This window comes from Cellulomonas sp. P22 (genome assembly GCF_044392165.1).
Map to the genome: position 1 here is coordinate 157,553 of NZ_JBISBW010000004.1, position 15,727 is coordinate 173,279.

The 15,727-nt window shown below is 72.1% G+C and carries 14 protein-coding genes; 3 read left to right on the forward strand and 11 right to left on the reverse strand.

Features of this window, described 5'->3' with window-relative positions; genetic code table 11:
* Nucleotides 1-83: 83 nt before the first annotated feature.
* From ACGIF2_RS04805 to ACGIF2_RS04820, 4 genes are all read right to left on the reverse strand, one after another.
* On the reverse strand, nt 84-1,004 hold the full coding sequence (locus ACGIF2_RS04805) for an ABC transporter permease (protein ID WP_396044049.1): 921 nt from the start codon (nt 1,002-1,004) through the stop codon (nt 84-86).
* Nucleotides 1,001-2,176, reverse strand: coding sequence for an ABC transporter ATP-binding protein (locus ACGIF2_RS04810; protein ID WP_396044228.1), 1,176 nt, complete (start codon nt 2,174-2,176; stop codon nt 1,001-1,003). The genes ACGIF2_RS04805 and ACGIF2_RS04810 overlap by 4 nt, the downstream gene beginning before the upstream one ends.
* Nucleotides 2,177-2,183: 7 nt before the next feature.
* Nucleotides 2,184-3,419, reverse strand: a complete 1,236-nt coding sequence (locus ACGIF2_RS04815; protein WP_396044051.1) for a spermidine/putrescine ABC transporter substrate-binding protein — start codon at nt 3,417-3,419, stop codon at nt 2,184-2,186.
* A 236-nt stretch (nt 3,420-3,655) separates the two neighbouring features.
* Nucleotides 3,656-5,131, reverse strand: coding sequence for an aminobutyraldehyde dehydrogenase (locus ACGIF2_RS04820; protein ID WP_396044053.1), 1,476 nt, complete (start codon nt 5,129-5,131; stop codon nt 3,656-3,658).
* 186 nt (nt 5,132-5,317) lie between these two features.
* Between ACGIF2_RS04820 and ACGIF2_RS04825 the strand changes: the two genes are divergently transcribed.
* From ACGIF2_RS04825 to ACGIF2_RS04835, 3 genes are read left to right on the forward strand one after another with little or no spacing between them, the layout of a single operon-like run.
* Complete coding sequence (locus tag ACGIF2_RS04825; protein WP_396044055.1) at nt 5,318-5,794, forward strand: Lrp/AsnC family transcriptional regulator; 477 nt, start codon at nt 5,318-5,320, stop codon at nt 5,792-5,794.
* A complete protein-coding gene (locus ACGIF2_RS04830; RefSeq protein ID WP_396044057.1) occupies nt 5,791-7,173 on the forward strand; it encodes an aspartate aminotransferase family protein in 1,383 nt (460 codons plus the stop codon). The genes ACGIF2_RS04825 and ACGIF2_RS04830 overlap by 4 nt, the downstream gene beginning before the upstream one ends.
* The gene (locus tag ACGIF2_RS04835; protein ID WP_396044059.1) at nt 7,170-8,558 is read left to right on the forward strand and encodes an NAD(P)/FAD-dependent oxidoreductase; all 1,389 of its coding nucleotides are present in this window, start codon (nt 7,170-7,172) and stop codon (nt 8,556-8,558) included. Before ACGIF2_RS04830 ends, ACGIF2_RS04835 begins: the two co-directional genes overlap by 4 nt.
* Before the next feature lie 34 nt (nt 8,559-8,592).
* Here the strand turns inward: ACGIF2_RS04835 and ispG are convergent, their stop codons facing one another.
* The 7 genes from ispG to frr all read right to left on the reverse strand — a co-directional run bounded on the left by ispG (nt 8,593) and on the right by frr (nt 15,719).
* On the reverse strand, nt 8,593-9,726 hold the full coding sequence (ispG, locus tag ACGIF2_RS04840; RefSeq protein WP_396044230.1) for a flavodoxin-dependent (E)-4-hydroxy-3-methylbut-2-enyl-diphosphate synthase: 1,134 nt from the start codon (nt 9,724-9,726) through the stop codon (nt 8,593-8,595).
* Between the two features lie 127 nt (nt 9,727-9,853).
* Nucleotides 9,854-11,173: a M50 family metallopeptidase gene (locus tag ACGIF2_RS04845; protein ID WP_396044061.1), complete on the reverse strand. Its 1,320-nt coding sequence runs from the start codon at nt 11,171-11,173 to the stop codon at nt 9,854-9,856.
* 126 nt (nt 11,174-11,299) lie between these two features.
* Complete coding sequence (dxr, locus tag ACGIF2_RS04850) at nt 11,300-12,490, reverse strand: 1-deoxy-D-xylulose-5-phosphate reductoisomerase (RefSeq protein ID WP_396044063.1); 1,191 nt, start codon at nt 12,488-12,490, stop codon at nt 11,300-11,302.
* A gap of 68 nt (nt 12,491-12,558) precedes the next feature.
* Entirely contained in the window at nt 12,559-13,113 is a 555-nt protein-coding gene (locus ACGIF2_RS04855) for a DivIVA domain-containing protein (RefSeq protein WP_396044065.1), read from the reverse strand.
* The gene (rlmN, locus tag ACGIF2_RS04860) at nt 13,110-14,261 is read right to left on the reverse strand and encodes a 23S rRNA (adenine(2503)-C(2))-methyltransferase RlmN (protein ID WP_396044067.1); all 1,152 of its coding nucleotides are present in this window, start codon (nt 14,259-14,261) and stop codon (nt 13,110-13,112) included. Before rlmN ends, ACGIF2_RS04855 begins: the two co-directional genes overlap by 4 nt.
* Before the next feature lie 40 nt (nt 14,262-14,301).
* Nucleotides 14,302-15,162, reverse strand: coding sequence for a phosphatidate cytidylyltransferase (locus ACGIF2_RS04865; protein WP_396044069.1), 861 nt, complete (start codon nt 15,160-15,162; stop codon nt 14,302-14,304).
* A complete protein-coding gene (gene frr / locus ACGIF2_RS04870; protein ID WP_396044071.1) occupies nt 15,162-15,719 on the reverse strand; it encodes a ribosome recycling factor in 558 nt (185 codons plus the stop codon). Before frr ends, ACGIF2_RS04865 begins: the two co-directional genes overlap by 1 nt.
* Nucleotides 15,720-15,727: the final 8 nt, after the last annotated feature.

Genomic DNA, 15,727 nt, shown 5'->3' on the forward strand with positions numbered 1-15,727 from the left:
GCGCCAGACCCGTCGTCGCGGTGCGGGCCCGGTGCGGCGCCGCGGTGGACGGTCGACGTCGGCGCGGGCCTCGACGGTCGCGCTCACAGGAGCTCGTCCGTCCCGGCGCGGCGCACGTACACGCCCACCAGCACGAGGATCACGACCATCAGCACGACCGAGAGCGCCGCGGCCGTGGGGTAGTCGAGCACCTTGAAGAACCGGGCGTCGATCACCTGCCCGATCATCGAGGTGTTCGTGTTGTTGCCCAGCAGCGACGAGTTGACGAAGTCGCCCGAGGCCGGGATGAACGTGAGCAGCGTGCCACCCACCACCCCCGGCATCGACAGCGGGAGCGTGACGGTGCGGAACGTGGTGAACGCCGAGGCGTAGAGGTCCGAGCCCGCCTCGAGCAGCCGCATGTCGAGGCGTTCGAGGCTCGCGTAGATCGGCAGGATCATGAACGGCAGGAAGTTGTACGTCAGGCCGCAGACGACAGCGAACGGCGTCGCGGTCAGGCGTCCGTCGGGTGGCAGCAGGTGCAGCCAGTGCAGCGCGCTCACGACGAACGCGTCGTCGGCGAGGATCTGCTTCCAGGCGATCGTGCGCAGGATGAAGCTGGTGAAGAACGGCGCGACGACCAGCACGAGCATGAGCCCCTGCAGCCCCCGGCGCCCACGGGCCCGCACGCCGATCGCGTACGCGACCGGGTAGCCGATCAGGAGGGCCGCGAGCGTGGCGAGGAGCGCGAACGAGAACGAGCGCACGATCTGCGGCCAGAACTTGGCCAGCGCCTCGGCGTAGTTCTGCCAGTGCAGCGCGGGCTGGTACTGCCCCAGGTCGCCCCCGGGCACCGGCACGTAGAGCGACGTCGCGAGCAGCGCCCCGACGGGCACCACGAAGAACAGCACGAGGTAGCCGAGCCCGGGCAGCAGGAGCGGCATGTATCCGCGCGACCGGGTGCGGCGCGGCGCGGCGTGCGGGGTGGGCGTCCCGCTCTCGCCCAGGACGGCAGCGATGCTCACGGCTCGTCGTCCAGGTCGGCGAGCCCCTCGGCGCGGTCCTCGCGGCCGTCGAGCCCGAACGTGAAGGCCGGGGACCAGGACAGGCGCACCTGCGTGCCCAGCCCCACCGTTGCGCCGCCCGTGAGGTTCTGCGCGAACACCCCGAACGTGCCGAGCCCCGGGACGAGCACCTCGTACTGCGTGCTGACCCCCGTGAACGAGACGTCGGTGACGGTGCCGGGCCCCACGACGTTGTCGGTCGCGGCCGGCTCCTGACCGTCGATGTGCAGCCGGATCTTCTCCGGGCGGATCCCGACGAGCACCTCGCCCTCGGTGCGCACAGCGCGCGCGGCGGGCACGAGCACCCGCGTGCCCGCGACGTCGACCCCCAGCACGGCGCCTCCGTCGAGCTGCTCGACGACGGTCCCCGCGGCGAGGTTCGAGCGCCCGAGGAAGTTGGCGACGAACGTGGTGCGGGGATGCTCGTAGAGCTCGGCCGGCGCACCCATCTGCTCGATGCGCCCCTTGTTCATCACGGCCACGGTGTCCGCCATGGTCATGGCCTCCTCCTGGTCGTGCGTGACGTGCACGAACGTCAGGCCCACCTCGGTCTGGATCCGCTTGAGCTCGAGCTGCATCTGGCGGCGCAGCTTGAGGTCGAGCGCGCCGAGCGGCTCGTCGAGCAGGAGCAGCGCGGGCCGGTTCACCAGGGCGCGCGCGAGTGCGACGCGCTGCTGCTGACCGCCCGAGAGCATCGCGGGCCGGCTCTGGGCCAGGTGACCGAGCTCGACGAGCTCGAGCCCCTCGGCGACCCGCCGGGCGACGTCGGGGGTGCGGGTCCGCCGCAGGCCGAAGCCCACGTTCTCGGCGACAGTCAGGTGCGGGAACAGCGCGTAGCTCTGGAAGACGGTGTTGACGGGCCGCTGGTGGGCGCGCGTGCCGGTGACGTCGCGGCCGCCGATCGAGACGGTTCCCGCCGTCGGCTGCTCGAGCCCCGCGACCATGCGCAGCGTCGTCGTCTTGCCGCACCCCGAGGGGCCGAGCAGCGCGAAGAACGCGCCCGACGGGACGGTGAGCGTGAGGTCGTCGACCGCGACGAAGTCGCCGAACTGCTTGGTCACACGCTCGATCTCGAGGGCCGCCCCGCCGCGGCGGGCCGGGGTGGCAGGCTCGGTGGGCACCGTGGTGGTCATCGCGGGCTCAGGCACCGATCACGTCGAGGAAGTCGCCGTTGTAGCGCTCCTCCTCGTCCGGTGTGAGGCTGCGGAACTGGCTGACCTGGCCGAGCGTGTCGGCGTCCGGGAAGATCAGCTGGTTCTCGGCGAGCTCGGGGTCGATCGTGGTCATCGCCTCCTGCGCGCCCTGCACCGGGGTGATGTAGTTGACCCACGCGGCCACCTGGGCGGCGACCTCCGGGTCGTAGTAGTAGTCGATGAGCTTCTCGGCGTCGGACCTGTGCGGCGACCCGACGGGCACCATCAGGTTGTCGCTGAACAGCATGCCGCCGGCCTCCGGTATCGCGAACTGGAACCGGTCGTCGTTCTCGTAGTTGAGGGCTGTGATGTCCCCCGACCAGCCGATGACCGCGACCGCGTCGCCCGAGACGAGGTCCTGGGTGTACGAGTTGCCGCGCACCTGGCGGATGTGGCCCGAGGAGATCTTCTCGTCGAGCACAGCGAGCGCCGCCGCGAACTCGTCGTCGCCCCAGTCGCCGCCGGGGTCCACACCCTGGTCGAACATGACCAGGCCGATCGTGTCCCGCATCTCGGAGAGCACCTCGACGCGCCCGGCGAGCTCCGGGGCCCACAGGTCGGAGACCGTGTGCAGGCCGTTCGGGAGCTTGTTGCGGTCCCAGGCCATGCCCGCGAACCCCGACTGCCAGGTGAGCGAGTGCGCGCGGCCGGGGTCGAAGTCGACGTCGGCGAGGTTCGGCAGGATGTTGGCCGCATTGGGTATCGCGGCTCGGTCGAGCTCCTGGGTGTAGCCGAGCCGGATCAGCCGGGCGGCCATCCAGTCGGTGAGGGTCACCAGGTCGTAGCCGATGTCCTGGCCGTTGGCGAGCTGGCCCGAGACCTTGCCGTAGAACGCGTCGTTGTCCTCGATGTCCTCCGAGTACTCGACCGTGATCCCCGTGCGTGTCTGGAACTCCTCGAGCGTCGGCGAGGAGCCGCTGTCGTCCTGGTCGATGTAGAGCGTCCAGTTCGCCCACCGCACGAGCTTGTCGGCGCCCGACCTGTCGGTGACGACCCCGCCGGAGGCCCCGGTGCCGGGCGACCCACCCGTGCCGCACGCCGCGAGCGCGGCGCCTGCGCCCACGGCGCCCAGCGCGCCGAGGAACGCACGACGGTCCAGGCCTCGTCCGCGCGTCGAGGCGGCGGCTCTCACGAGCGCGCGGACGCGGGGATCGGTGATCGGTGGACGACGGTGGGTGGTCATCGGGCTCCTCTCGGCCCGACCGGTCCGGGGACCGGTCGGTGGTGCACGGGCGGGCGGCGCGTGAGGCACCGGGTGGATCGTCGCAAAGCGCGGTCCCGCGCACAAGGAATTCGTCGCACAATCCCACCCCTGCAACGAAAAAGTTTCCTGTTCGGAACATTGCGAGGCCAGATCGTCACTTCCAGGCCTTGTGCCCGCCGTGTCCGATGTGCTCCTCGATGCACCTGCGGACCTCGTCAGGCGTCGATCGCCGACATCACGTGCTTGATCCGGGTGTAGTCCTCGAAGCCGTAGACCGACAGGTCCTTGCCGTAGCCCGACTGCTTGAAGCCGCCGTGCGGCATCTCGGCGACGAACGGGATGTGCGTGTTGATCCACACCACCCCGAAGTCGAGCGCACGGGACATGCGCATCGCGGTGCCGTGGTCGCGGGTCCACACCGAGCTCGCGAGCCCGTAGCGCACCCCGTTCGCGAGCGCGAGCGCCTCGGCCTCGTCGGCGAACGTCTGCACCGTGACCACGGGACCGAAGATCTCCTCCTGGACGACCTCGTCGTCCTGGCGCAGCCCGTCCACGACCGTCGCCTCGAGGAAGTAGCCCCGGTCGCCGACGCGGTTGCCGCCCGCCAGCACGCGCGCGTGCGCGGGCAGCCGGTCGAGGAACCCGGTCACGCGGGCGAGCTGGTCGGCGCTGTTGACCGGACCGAAGTCGACCCCCGGGTCGTCGGGCATCCCCGTGCGCTGCGCACCCGCCCGCTCCGCGAGCGCCGCGACGAAGTCCTGGTGCACCGACGCGTGCACGAGCACCCGCGTGGCCGCTGTGCAGTCCTGCCCTGCGTTGTAGTAGCCCGCCCCGGCGATCCCGGCGGCTGCGGCCTCGACGTCGGCGTCCGCGAAGACGATCACCGGCGCCTTGCCGCCGAGCTCGAGGTGAACGCGCTTGAGGTCCGCGGCCGCGGTCTGCGCGACCTGCGACCCGGCCCGCACCGAGCCGGTGATCGCGACCATGTCGGGGCGCGGGTGCGCAACCAGCGCGCGACCCGTGCTGCGGTCGCCGCACACCACGTTGAGCACCCCGGGCCCGAGCACGTCGGCAGCGACCCGGGCCAGCAGCAGGCTCGAGGCGGGCGTCGTGTCCGAGGGCTTGAGCACGACGGTGTTCCCGGCCGCGAGCGCGGGAGCGACCTTCCAGATCGCCATCATGAGCGGGTAGTTCCAGGGCGTGACCTGACCGACGACGCCGATCGGCTCGCGCCGCACCCACGACGTGTGCCCGGCCATGTACTCCCCCGCGCTGATCCCGTCGAGCAGGCGGGCTGCTCCCGCGAAGAAGCGCAGCTGGTCGACGCACGGCGGGACCTCGTCGGTCGCGGTCAGGTGCAGCGGCTTGCCCGTGTCGCGGGACTCGACCGCGACGAACTCCTCGGCCCGCGCCTCGATCGCGTCAGCGAGCCGCAGCAGCGCGAGCTGGCGCTCGGCAGGGGTCGTCCGCCCCCAGGTCGTGAAGGCGGCCGCAGCCGCGGCGCAGGCGTCGTCGACGTCGTCGGCGTCGCTGAGGGGCGCGAGGGCGTACGTGGCCCCGGTCGAGGGGTCGACGACAGGCGTCGTGCGTCCGTCGCGGGCGGGACGCTGCTCGCCGTCGACGACGTTGAGCAGCTCGACCGGGGCGATGGTCCCCGCGGCGGTCGTGGCAGGGGCGGAGGACGTGGTCACGATGGTCTCCTTCAGGGCTCTGCTGGTGCAGTGCTCGGCACGCTACGCCGATACCCGCACCTGAGGGAGTCCTACTGACGATTTCCCTGCACAGGAACGAGTCGCACACCGAAATCGACAGTTGGCGGACCCACAGACGACGGATTCACTTGCAATCGCCCCCTCCATCGGGGGATCATCGACGCTGTGAACACCCGTAACCCCCCCACGACCCGGCCCCCGCTCGACGAGCTGTCCAAGGCGATCATCGAGCAGCTCCAGGAGGACGGCAGGCGTCCGTACGCCACGATCGGCAAGGCCGTCGGCCTCTCGGAGGCGGCCGTGCGGCAGCGCGTCCAGCGTCTCGTGGACTCGGGCATGGTGCAGATCGTCGCCGTGACCGACCCGCTCCAGGTCGGCTTCGCCCGTCAGGCCATGATCGGCATCAAGGTCGACGGCGATCTCGAGGCGGTGGCCGACGTGGTCGCGGGCCTCCCGGAGGTCGACTACGTCGTCATCACCGCCGGCGGCTTCGACGTGCTCGCCGAGGTCGTGTGCGAGGACGACGACCACCTCCTCGAGGTGCTCAACCGCAAGATCCGCGCGATACCCGACGTCCGCGCGACCGAGACCTTCGTCTACCTGCGGCTGCGCAAGCAGCACTACAACTGGGGGACCAGATGAGCCAGGCGACCACACCCCGCGGCACCGCACGCGACGACGCCGCCCGCGCCCACCTGTGGGGCCACTTCACCCGGCAGAGCTCGTGGGACGACGGCGTGCCGACCATCGTGCGCGGCTCGGGCCACCACATCTGGGACGACGAGGGCCACCGCCTCATCGACGGGCTCTCGGGCCTGTTCGTGGTCCAGGTGGGGCACGGCCGGACCGAGCTCGCCGAGGCGGCACGCCGCCAGGCCGAAGAGCTCGCGTTCTTCCCGCTGTGGTCCTACGCGCACCCCCAGGCGATCGACCTGGCCGAGCGGCTCGCGTCGCACGCGCCGGGCGACCTCGACCGCGTCTTCTTCACCACGGGCGGCGGCGAGGCCGTCGAGACCGCGTGGAAGCTCGCGAAGCAGTACTGGAAGCTCATGGGGCATCCCGGCAAGCACAAGGTGATCTCGCGGGCCGTCGCGTACCACGGCACGACGCACGGCGCCCTGTCGATCACCGGGCTGCCGAGCCTGAAGGCGCCGTTCGAGCCGCTCGTGCCCGGCGCCCACAAGGTGCCCAACACCAACAGCTACCGGGCGCCCGAGGGGCTGCGTGACGACCCCAAGGCGTTCGGCCGCTGGGCCGCCGACCGGATCGCCGAGGCCATCGAGTTCGAGGGGCCCGAGACCGTCGCTGCCGTCTTCCTCGAGCCCGTGCAGAACGCCGGCGGCTGCTTCCCGCCCCCGCCCGGGTACTTCGAGCGGGTGCGCGAGATCTGCGACCAGTACGACGTGCTGCTCGTCTCGGACGAGGTCATCTGCGCGTTCGGGCGCATCGGCGACATCTTCGCGTGCACCGAGATGGGCTACGTGCCCGACATGATCACGTGCGCCAAGGGGCTGACGTCCGGCTACTCCCCCATCGGCGCCGTGGTCGCCTCGTCGCGACTCTACGAGCCGTTCGCGAAGGGCACCACGTCGTTCGCCCACGGCTACACGTTCGGCGGTCATCCCGTCTCCGCCGCGGTCGCCATGGCGAACCTCGACATCTTCGAGCGCGAGCACATCACGGAGCACGTGCACACCCAGGCTCCGGTGTTCCGCAGCACGCTCGAGAAGCTGCTCGACCTGCCGATCGTCGGCGACGTGCGCGGCGAGGGGTACTTCTACGGGATCGAGCTCGTCAAGGACAAGGCCACGCGCGAGACGTTCGACGACGCCGAGAGCGAGCGCCTGCTGCGCGGCTTCCTGTCGGGCGCGCTGTACGAGGCCGGCCTGTACTGCCGGGCCGACGACCGCGGCGACCCCGTGATCCAGCTCGCCCCGCCGCTGACGTGCGGCCCGGCCGAGTTCGACGAGATCGAGCAGATCCTGCGGGGCGTGCTCAGCGAGGCGTGGTCGCGGCTGTGACCGACGTGCGGGCACTGTCGCTGTGGTGGGACCAGGTCGCCCACGACGACCCGGCAGTGCTCGCACCGCACCCCGCACGCACCCCGCCCGACGGCGACACCGAGGCCGACGTCGCGATCGTCGGCGGAGGGCTGACGGGGCTGTGGGCCGCGTACTACCTGCTCGAGGCCGATCCCGGCCTACGGGTCGTTGTCGTCGAGCAGGAGGTCGTCGGCTTCGGCGCGAGCGGCCGCAACGGGGGCTGGTGCTCGGCGCTGTTCCCGGTGACGGGGGCCGCCCTCGCCCGCCGCCACGGGACCGGAGCGGCTCTCGCGATGCGGGCGGCGATGCGGGACACCGTCGTCGAGGTCGGCGCGGTCGCGGCGGTCGAGGAGATCGCGTGCGGCTTCGCCTACGGCGGGACCGTGACGCTCGCCCGCAACCCCGCGCAGCTCGAGCGGCTGACGGCCGAGGCCGCCGCCGACGCGGTGTGGGGCGACGAGACGTACCTGCTCGATGCTCGTGGCACGTCCGAGCACGTGCGCGCGGCGGGTGTGCTCGGGGGCGCCTGGACGCCCGACTGCGCCCGCGTCCAGCCCGCACGGCTCGTGCGCGGGCTGGCCACGGTGGTCGAGGCCCGCGGTGCCCGCATCCACGAGGGCACCCGTGCGCTGCGGGTCTCGCCGCGCGCCGTCGTGACCGACCACGGCACGGTGCGCGCCCGCTGGGTGCTGCGCGCCACCGAGGCCTGGACCCCGCAGCTGCCCGGGAGCCGCCGCGACGTCGCCCCCGTGTACTCGCTCATGGTCGCGACCGAGCCGCTGCCGGCCGAGGTGTGGGACCGGATCGGGCTCGCCGCGGGGCAGACGTTCACCGACGCGCGTCACCTCATCGTCTACGGGCAGCGCACCACCGACGGCCGCCTCGCGTTCGGCGGACGCGGCGCGCCGTACCACCTCGGATCAGCGGTCCGGCCCGAGCTCGACCGCTCGCCCGCCGTGACCGCGCACCTGCAGCGCGCGCTCCTCGCCCTGTTCCCGGCGCTCGACGGCACGCGGTTCACGCACGCGTGGGGCGGCCCGCTCGCGGTGCCGCGAGACTGGCACCCGTCGGTCGGCCTCGACCCGCGCACGGGCGTGGGCTGGGCCGGCGGCTACGTCGGCGACGGCGTCGCCACGACCAACCTCGCCGGCCGCACGCTCGCGGACCTCGTGACGGGCACCGACAGCCCGCTCGTGCACCTGCCGTGGGTCGGGCACAGGTCGCCGGCGTGGGAGCCCGAGCCGCTGCGCTGGGCCGGCATCACGGCCGGCCGGCGAATCGCCTCGTTCGCCGACCGCACCGAGCAGCGCACCGGGCGCCCGAGCCGGACGGCCGAGGTGCTCGGGCGGTTCCTGGGGCACTGAGCCCCCGCGGGCCGCTCCCGGGTCGCAGGCCGGGTCAGCCGACCGTCACGACCGGGGCGCCCGAGCCGTCGACCGGGTCCATCTGCTCGGCCAGGCGCATGGCCTCCTCGATCAGGGTCTCGACGATCATCGCCTCGGGGACGGTCTTGATGACCTCGCCCCGCACGAAGATCTGACCCTTGCCGTTGCCCGAGGCGACGCCGAGGTCGGCCTCGCGCGCCTCACCGGGGCCGTTGACGACGCAGCCCATGACGGCGACGCGCAGCGGCACCTCGAGGCCCTCGAGCCCCGCTGTGACCTTCTCCGCGAGCGTGTACACGTCCACCTGGGCGCGTCCGCACGAGGGGCACGAGACGATCTCGAGCTTCCGTGGCCGCAGGTTCAGCGACTGCAGGATCTGGATGCCGACCTTGACCTCCTCGACGGGAGGGGCCGAGAGCGAGACGCGGATCGTGTCGCCGATGCCCTTGCTGAGCAGCGCGCCGAACGCCGTCGCGGACTTGATCGTGCCCTGGAACGCCGGGCCCGCCTCGGTCACGCCGAGGTGCAGCGGCCAGTCCCCGCGCTCGGACAGCAGCTCGTAGGCGCGCACCATGACGACCGGGTCGTTGTGCTTGACCGAGATCTTGAAGTCGTGGAAGCCGTGCTCCTCGAACAGCGACGCCTCCCACACGGCCGACTCGACGAGCGCCTCGGGCGTGGCCTTGCCGTACTTCGCGAGCAGGCGGGGGTCGAGCGAGCCCGCGTTGACGCCGATCCGGATCGAGACGCCCGCGTCGGTCGCCGCGCGCGCGATCTCCTTGATCTGGTCGTCGAACTTGCGGATGTTGCCCGGGTTGACCCGGACGGCCGCGCAGCCGGCGTCGATCGCCGCGAACACGTACTTGGGCTGGAAGTGGATGTCGGCGATCACCGGGATCTGCGACTTGCGCGCGATGGCCGGCAGCGCCTCGGCGTCGTCCTGGCTGGGCACCGCGACACGCACGATGTCGCAGCCTGCGGCGGTCAGCGCGGCGATCTGCTGGAGCGTGGCGTTGATGTCGGTCGTCGGGGTCGTGCACATCGACTGCACGCTCACGGGGGCGTCGCCACCGACCTCGACCTTGCCGACCTTGATCTTGCGGGTCGCACGGCGGGGGGCCAGCACCGGGGCAGGTGCCGCCGGCATGCCAAGACTGATCGGGATGCTCACGTGCCCATTATTCCTCTCCTGACGGCACGTACCGGACGGGTGTCCGTGTGCGCACCGGATGTGCACAGCTCTCTCGTCAGCGCTCCACCCGTCCCGGCGTGGCTCATCCCAGCGTGATGGGTTTGACCAGGTCGGCGACGACGAGCAGCACCCCGACGCCTGCGAGCAGCACGAAGACGCCGTAGGCGAGCGGGACCAGCCGGGCGGTGTCGAAGGGGTTCGGCCGCGGGAGGCCACGCAGTCGGGCGACCTGGCGCTTCGCGCCCTCCCACAGCGCACCGGCGACGTGGCCGCCGTCGAGCGGCAGCAGCGGGATGAGGTTGAACACGAACAGGGCGATGTTGAGCGAGGCGATCAGGCTGAGCATGCTCGCGACGCGCTCGGCCATGCCGTAGCCGTCGGCGTCGGTCGACGCGATCTCCCCCGCGAAGCGACCCACCCCCACGAGCCCGATGATGCCCGTCTCGTCACGCTCGCCCGAGCCGAACGTCGAGCTCGCCACGTCTGCGACACGCGCCGGGAGGTCGACCACGATCGCCGCCGTCTGCCACACCGCGTCACCCACGACCGCGGGCACCTCGGTGATCGGCTGACGCTCGAGCATCGTCGACGGACCGATGCCGAGGAACCCGACGGCCTCGGTGACCGGGGTGCCGTCGGCGTTCGTAAGGGCCACGCCCTCGTCGTCGTACACCTGGCGGTCGGCCACGACGGGCGTCACCGTCGTGGTGATCTCCTTGCCGTCGCGCTCGAGCACGACTGCGACCTCGCTCGTGCCCGAGGCCCGGATGAGGCCCGAGAGCTGATCCCACGAGGTGACGTCGACACCGTCGTACTGCACGACCGTGTCACCCGGCTCGATGCCGGCCGCCGCGGCGGGCGCCTGCTCGTCGCCCGGGCGGCACCCCCGCGTGGCGTCGTCGTCGGCCGGGACCACGCACTGGTGCACGCTCGCGAGCGTGGTGCTGCTCGTGGGCAGCCCGAAGCCGCTGACCACGGCCGCGAGGAGCACGAACGCGATGGCGAGGTTCATGACCGGGCCGCCGAGCATCACGACGAGCTTCTTGGGCGTCGAGAGCCGGTAGAACGCCCGGTGGTCCTGGCCGGGCAGGATCTCCTCGGCGCTCACCGCGCGGGCCTCGGCCGCGATGCGACCGAGCAGGCTGCCCGACTGCGGGTCGCCGACCGCGGACGCCGGCGGGTACATGCCGACCAGGCGCACGTAGCCGCCCAGCGGGATCGCCTTGACGCCGTACTCGGTCTCGCCGCGCGTGCGCGACCACAGCGTGGGGCCGAACCCGACCATGTACTGGCTGACCCGGACCCCGAAGCGCTTGGCGGGCACCATGTGCCCGACCTCGTGCAGCGCGATCGAGACGAGCACACCCAGCACCAGGACGAGCACGCCGACCAGATACGCCATCATCACTCCGTTCGCAGGTCCGGGGCACGACGCTACCCGCGCAGCACCGCCAGATCATCCCCCGTGCGGCTGGGAACCGGCTGAACGGCGCGCGGGCCGCCGGGGTGCCGCGTGGGCACCCCCAGGTCAGCGTGCGCGCAGCAGCTCGTGGGTGCGGGCCCGGGCCCACTCCTCGGCGCCGAGCACGTCGTCCAGCATCAGGTCGTCGCCCGAGGTCCCCACGTGCTCGTCGAGCACCCGGGCGACGGTGTCGACGATGTCCAGGAAGCCGAGCCGCCCGGCGAGGAACTCCGCGACGCACTCCTCGTTGGCCGCGTTGAGGACCGCAGGGTGCGTCGCCGAGGCCGCGACCGCCTCGCGGGCGAGCCGCACCGCGCCGAAGGCCTCCTCGTCGAGCGGCTCGAACGTCCACGACGTGGCGCTCGACCAGTCGCACGGCGGCACGGCACCGGCCACCCGTTCGGGCCACGCCAGGCCCAGGGCGATGGGCAGGCGCATGTCCGGCGGGGAGGCCTGCGCCAGCGTCGAACCGTCCGCGAACTCGACCATCGAGTGCACGACCGACTGCGGGTGCACCACCACGGTGATGTCCTCGACCGGGACGCCGAACAGCAGGTGCGCCTCGATGAGCTCGAGGCCCTTGTTCATGAGCGTCGCGGAGTTGACGGTCACGACGGGACCCATCGACCACGTGGGGTGCGCGAGCGCCTGCTCGGGAGTCACCGCCTTGAGCTCGTCGCGCCCGCGGCCGCGGAACGGCCCACCCGAGGCCGTCAGGATGATCCGGCGCACCTCGGCGCGCGTCCCGCCGCGCAGCGCCTGGGCGATCGCGGAGTGCTCGGAGTCGACCGGCACGACCTGCCCGGGGCGCTGCTTGGCGGCCGCGACGAGCGGACCGCCCACGACCAGCGACTCCTTGTTGGCGAGCGCGAGGGTGCTGCCCGAGCGCAGCGCCGCGAGCGTGGGGCCGAGCCCGACCGAGCCCGTGATGCCGTTGAGCACCACGTCGGCGCCCCGCTCCGCGAGCCGGGTCGCGGCATCGGGGCCCGTGAGCACCTCGATGCCCATCTGACCCAGCCCGGCCTCCGCGCTCGCGCGCGTCAGCTCGGCGAGCAGCGGGCCGGCCGCGTCCGCGTCGGCCACGGCGACGGCCTCGACGCCGAGCGCGACGGCCTGGCGGGCGAGCGCGGCCGGGTCCGAGCCCCCCGCGCTCAGACCCGTGACCCGGAAGCGCTCCGGGTTGCGGGTGATGACGTCGACGGCCTGGGTCCCGATCGACCCGGTGGACCCGAGCAGGAGGACGGTGCGCTGGCTCATGCCCACATCATCTCGCGGTCGCAGGGCGCAGCCGACGCCGGCCCTGGTGGGTCAGGCCGCGCCACCGCTCACTCGGCGCCGAGCAGCACGTCGACAGCGCGCGCGAAGAACGCGTCGACGGGCGCCTCGGCGTACGCCGCCCGCCCCTTGGCGCGCGCGAACGTCGCCGCACGCACCTCCTGGGCGGTGAGGGGGACCCCACGGTCGAAGTACGCGATCAAGCGGTCGCACAGGTCGTCGACGTCGTCCCGGTCGTAGCCCTGACGCCGACCCTCGGGCGGCGCGAAGCGCTCCCCGTCGGGCCGGGTGAGCCGGCCGTACAGCGTGCGCGCCTGGTCGGCGAGCAGCTCCATCCACGCCTGCTGCCCGCGCTCGGCGAGGAACTCGGCACGCGACCGGGCCACGAACGCGGCCTCGAGCCGGTCCAGCGCCGCGTCGACCGCCGACGTCACGTAGCCGCCGCGCACCATCTCGAAGGCCACCGCACGGACGTCACGTCCGGTCAGCGCGCCGGGGGCGCCGGCCTCGTACACCGAGCGGGCGTGGTCGAAGAACTCGTCGACCTCGTCCGGGTCGTAACCGCTGCGTAGCCGCGAGACCGTGCGGAACATGCCCTCACTCATCCCTGTTCCTCCGCTGCGAGCTGGCCGCAGGCGCCGTCGATGTCACTCCCCCGGGTGTCACGGATCGTCGTGGGGATACCGTGCGCGCGCAAGCGTGCCACGAACTCGCGCTCGACGGCGGGATCACTCGCGGTCCAGATCGACCCGGGCGTCGGGTTGAGCGGGATGGGGTTGCAGTGCACCCAGCCCCGGCCGCGGGCGTTGAGCTTGGAGCCCAGCATGTCGGCACGCCACGCGTGGTCGTTCATGTCCTTGATCAGCGCGTACTCGATCGACACGCGCCGACCGGTCACCTCGAAGTAGTGGTACGCCGCGTCCAGCGTCTCGTCGACGCTGTAGCGGGTGTTGATCGGGATGAGCGAGTCGCGCAGCTCGTCGTCCGGGGCGTGCAGCGACACCGCGAGCGTGACCGGGATGCCCTCGCCCGTCAGCCGCGTGATGGCCGGCACCAGCCCGACGGTCGAGACCGTGATGTTGCGGGCCGACATCCCCAGACCGTCCGGGGCGGGCGCCACGAGCGTGCGCACGGTCTCCATGACGGCCTTGTAGTTGGCCAGCGGCTCACCCATGCCCATGAACACCAGGTTGGAGAGCCGGGTCGGCCCGCCGGGGACCTCGCCCGCGGCGAGCGAACGGCTCGCGAGCCGCACCTGCTCGACGATCTCGGCGGTGGACAGGTTGCGGGTCAGGCCCATCTGACCTGTCGCGCAGAACGGGCAGGCCATGCCGCAGCCCGCCTGGCTCGAGACGCACAGCGTGGAGCGGTTCGGGTAGCGCATCAGCACCGACTCGACCTTGGCGCCGTCGAACAGGTGCCACAGCGTCTTGACCGTCGTCCCGCCGTCGGCCTTCATGGTGCGCGCCGCGGTCAGCAGCTGCGGGAAGAGCCCCTCGACCAGCCGGTCCCGGGTCGCCTTCGGCAGGTCGGTCATCGCCTCGGGGTCGGACGTGAGGTGCGTGAAGTAGTGCGTCGCGAGCTGCTTGGCCCGGAACGGCTTCTCGCCGAGGTCGGTGACCGCGGCGATGCGCTGCTCGGGTGTCAGGTCGACGAAGTGGCGCGGCGGCTTGCCGCGGGGTCCCCGCGTGGTCGGCGGGGTGAGGTTCAGTGCGATGGGGTTCTTCTGCAGCTCGACGGGTGTCCCGCTCATGGGCACCCCCTCTCTAGCGATCGGTGGTGGTGGGACGCGCTCACCCGACGGGGACGAGCACATCCAGGATGAGGTAGACGACCGGGGCGGCCAGCAGCATCGAGTCGATGCGGTCGAGCAGACCGCCGTGCCCCGGCAGCAGCGAGCCCATGTCCTTGAGCTCGAGGTCACGCTTGATGAGCGACTCCGACAGGTCTCCGAGCGTCGCGGTCACGACGGTGGCCACCCCCAGGAACACCCCGATGAGCGGGTCGCCGTCGAACATCACCCGCAGCCCGACCACGCCCACGACGCACGCGAGCACGATCGAGCCCAGCAGACCCTCCCAGGTCTTCTTGGGGCTCACGGACGGGGCGAGCGGGTGCCGGCCGATCAGCACGCCGACCGCGTAGCCGCCCGTGTCGCTCGCGACGCACAGCAGGATGAACAGCAGCACGCGCAGCGCGCCGTCGGGCATCGCCAGCATCAGCATGACGAAGCCCGCCAGGAACGGCAGGTAGGCCGCCGCGAAGATCCCCGCGGTGGCGTCACGCAGCGCGGGCGCACCGTTGCCGTCGATCACGCGCCAGACGACCACTCCCCCGGCGGTCAGCATGAACGCCACGAGCAGCGCCTCGGGCCCCGCGACGTAGGCCGAGACCAGGATGCCGACGGCACCGACCAGCAACGGCAGCAGCGGGAGCTGGATGCCGCGTCGCGCGAACGCCTGCGCGAGCTCCCACATCCCCGCCCCGACCGCCAGCGCGGCGACGAGCAGGAACCCTTCCTTGCGGATGAACAGCGACGCCCCGACCACCGCGAGCAGCAGCAGCCCCACCACGACCGCGACCGGGAGGTCGCGGCCGGCGCGGGGGGTGCGCACGGGCGGCGGCACGGGAGCGGTACGGACGGCGTGGGGCATCAGACCTCGAGCAGCTCGCTCTCCTTGGCGGTGAGCACGGTGTCGATCACGTCGACGTGGCGCTTGGTCAGCGCCTCGAGCTCCTTCTCCGCGCGGGCGACCTCGTCCTCGCCCGCCTCGCCGTCCTTCGCGATGCGGTCGAGCTCCTCCTTCGCGCGCCGACGGATGTTGCGGATCGACACGCGGGCGTCCTCGGCCTTCGCCTTGGCGAGCTTCACGAAGTCCTTGCGCCGCTCCTCGGTGAGCGCGGGCAGCACGACGCGGATGACGTTGCCGTCGTTGGTCGGGTTGACGCCCAGGTCGGAGTCGCGCAGGGCCTTCTCGACCGCTGTCGTCGACGACTTGTCGAACGGCGCGATGAGGATCGTGCGGGCCTCGGTCACGTTGAACGACGCGAGCTGCTGCAGCGGGGTCGGGCTGCCGTAGTAGTCCACGAAGATCTTCGAGAACATCGCCGCGTTGGCGCGTCCCGTACGGATCGTCGCGAAGTCCTCCTTGGCGACCTCGACCGCCTTGTCCATCTTCTCCTCGGCCTCGAGGAGGGTCTCGTCGATCACCGGTGCTC

What these genes read in the sequence shown, in the direction of transcription:
- ACGIF2_RS04855 (WP_396044065.1), bottom strand. Translation starts at nt 13,113, where the DNA reads ATGAGTGAGGGCATGTTCCGCACGGTCTCGCGGCTACGCAGCGGTTAC.
- rlmN (WP_396044067.1), bottom strand. Translation starts at nt 14,261, where the DNA reads ATGAGCGGGACACCCGTCGAGCTGCAGAAGAACCCCATCGCACTGAAC.
- ACGIF2_RS04845 (WP_396044061.1), bottom strand. Translation starts at nt 11,173, where the DNA reads ATGGCGTATCTGGTCGGCGTGCTCGTCCTGGTGCTGGGTGTGCTCGTC.
- dxr (WP_396044063.1), bottom strand. Translation starts at nt 12,490, where the DNA reads ATGAGCCAGCGCACCGTCCTCCTGCTCGGGTCCACCGGGTCGATCGGG.
- ACGIF2_RS04865 (WP_396044069.1), bottom strand. Translation starts at nt 15,162, where the DNA reads ATGCCCCACGCCGTCCGTACCGCTCCCGTGCCGCCGCCCGTGCGCACC.
- ACGIF2_RS04810 (WP_396044228.1), bottom strand. Translation starts at nt 2,176, where the DNA reads ATGACCACCACGGTGCCCACCGAGCCTGCCACCCCGGCCCGCCGCGGC.
- ACGIF2_RS04830 (WP_396044057.1), top strand. Translation starts at nt 5,791, where the DNA reads ATGAGCCAGGCGACCACACCCCGCGGCACCGCACGCGACGACGCCGCC.
- ACGIF2_RS04815 (WP_396044051.1), bottom strand. Translation starts at nt 3,419, where the DNA reads ATGACCACCCACCGTCGTCCACCGATCACCGATCCCCGCGTCCGCGCG.
- ispG (WP_396044230.1), bottom strand. Translation starts at nt 9,726, where the DNA reads ATGCCGGCGGCACCTGCCCCGGTGCTGGCCCCCCGCCGTGCGACCCGC.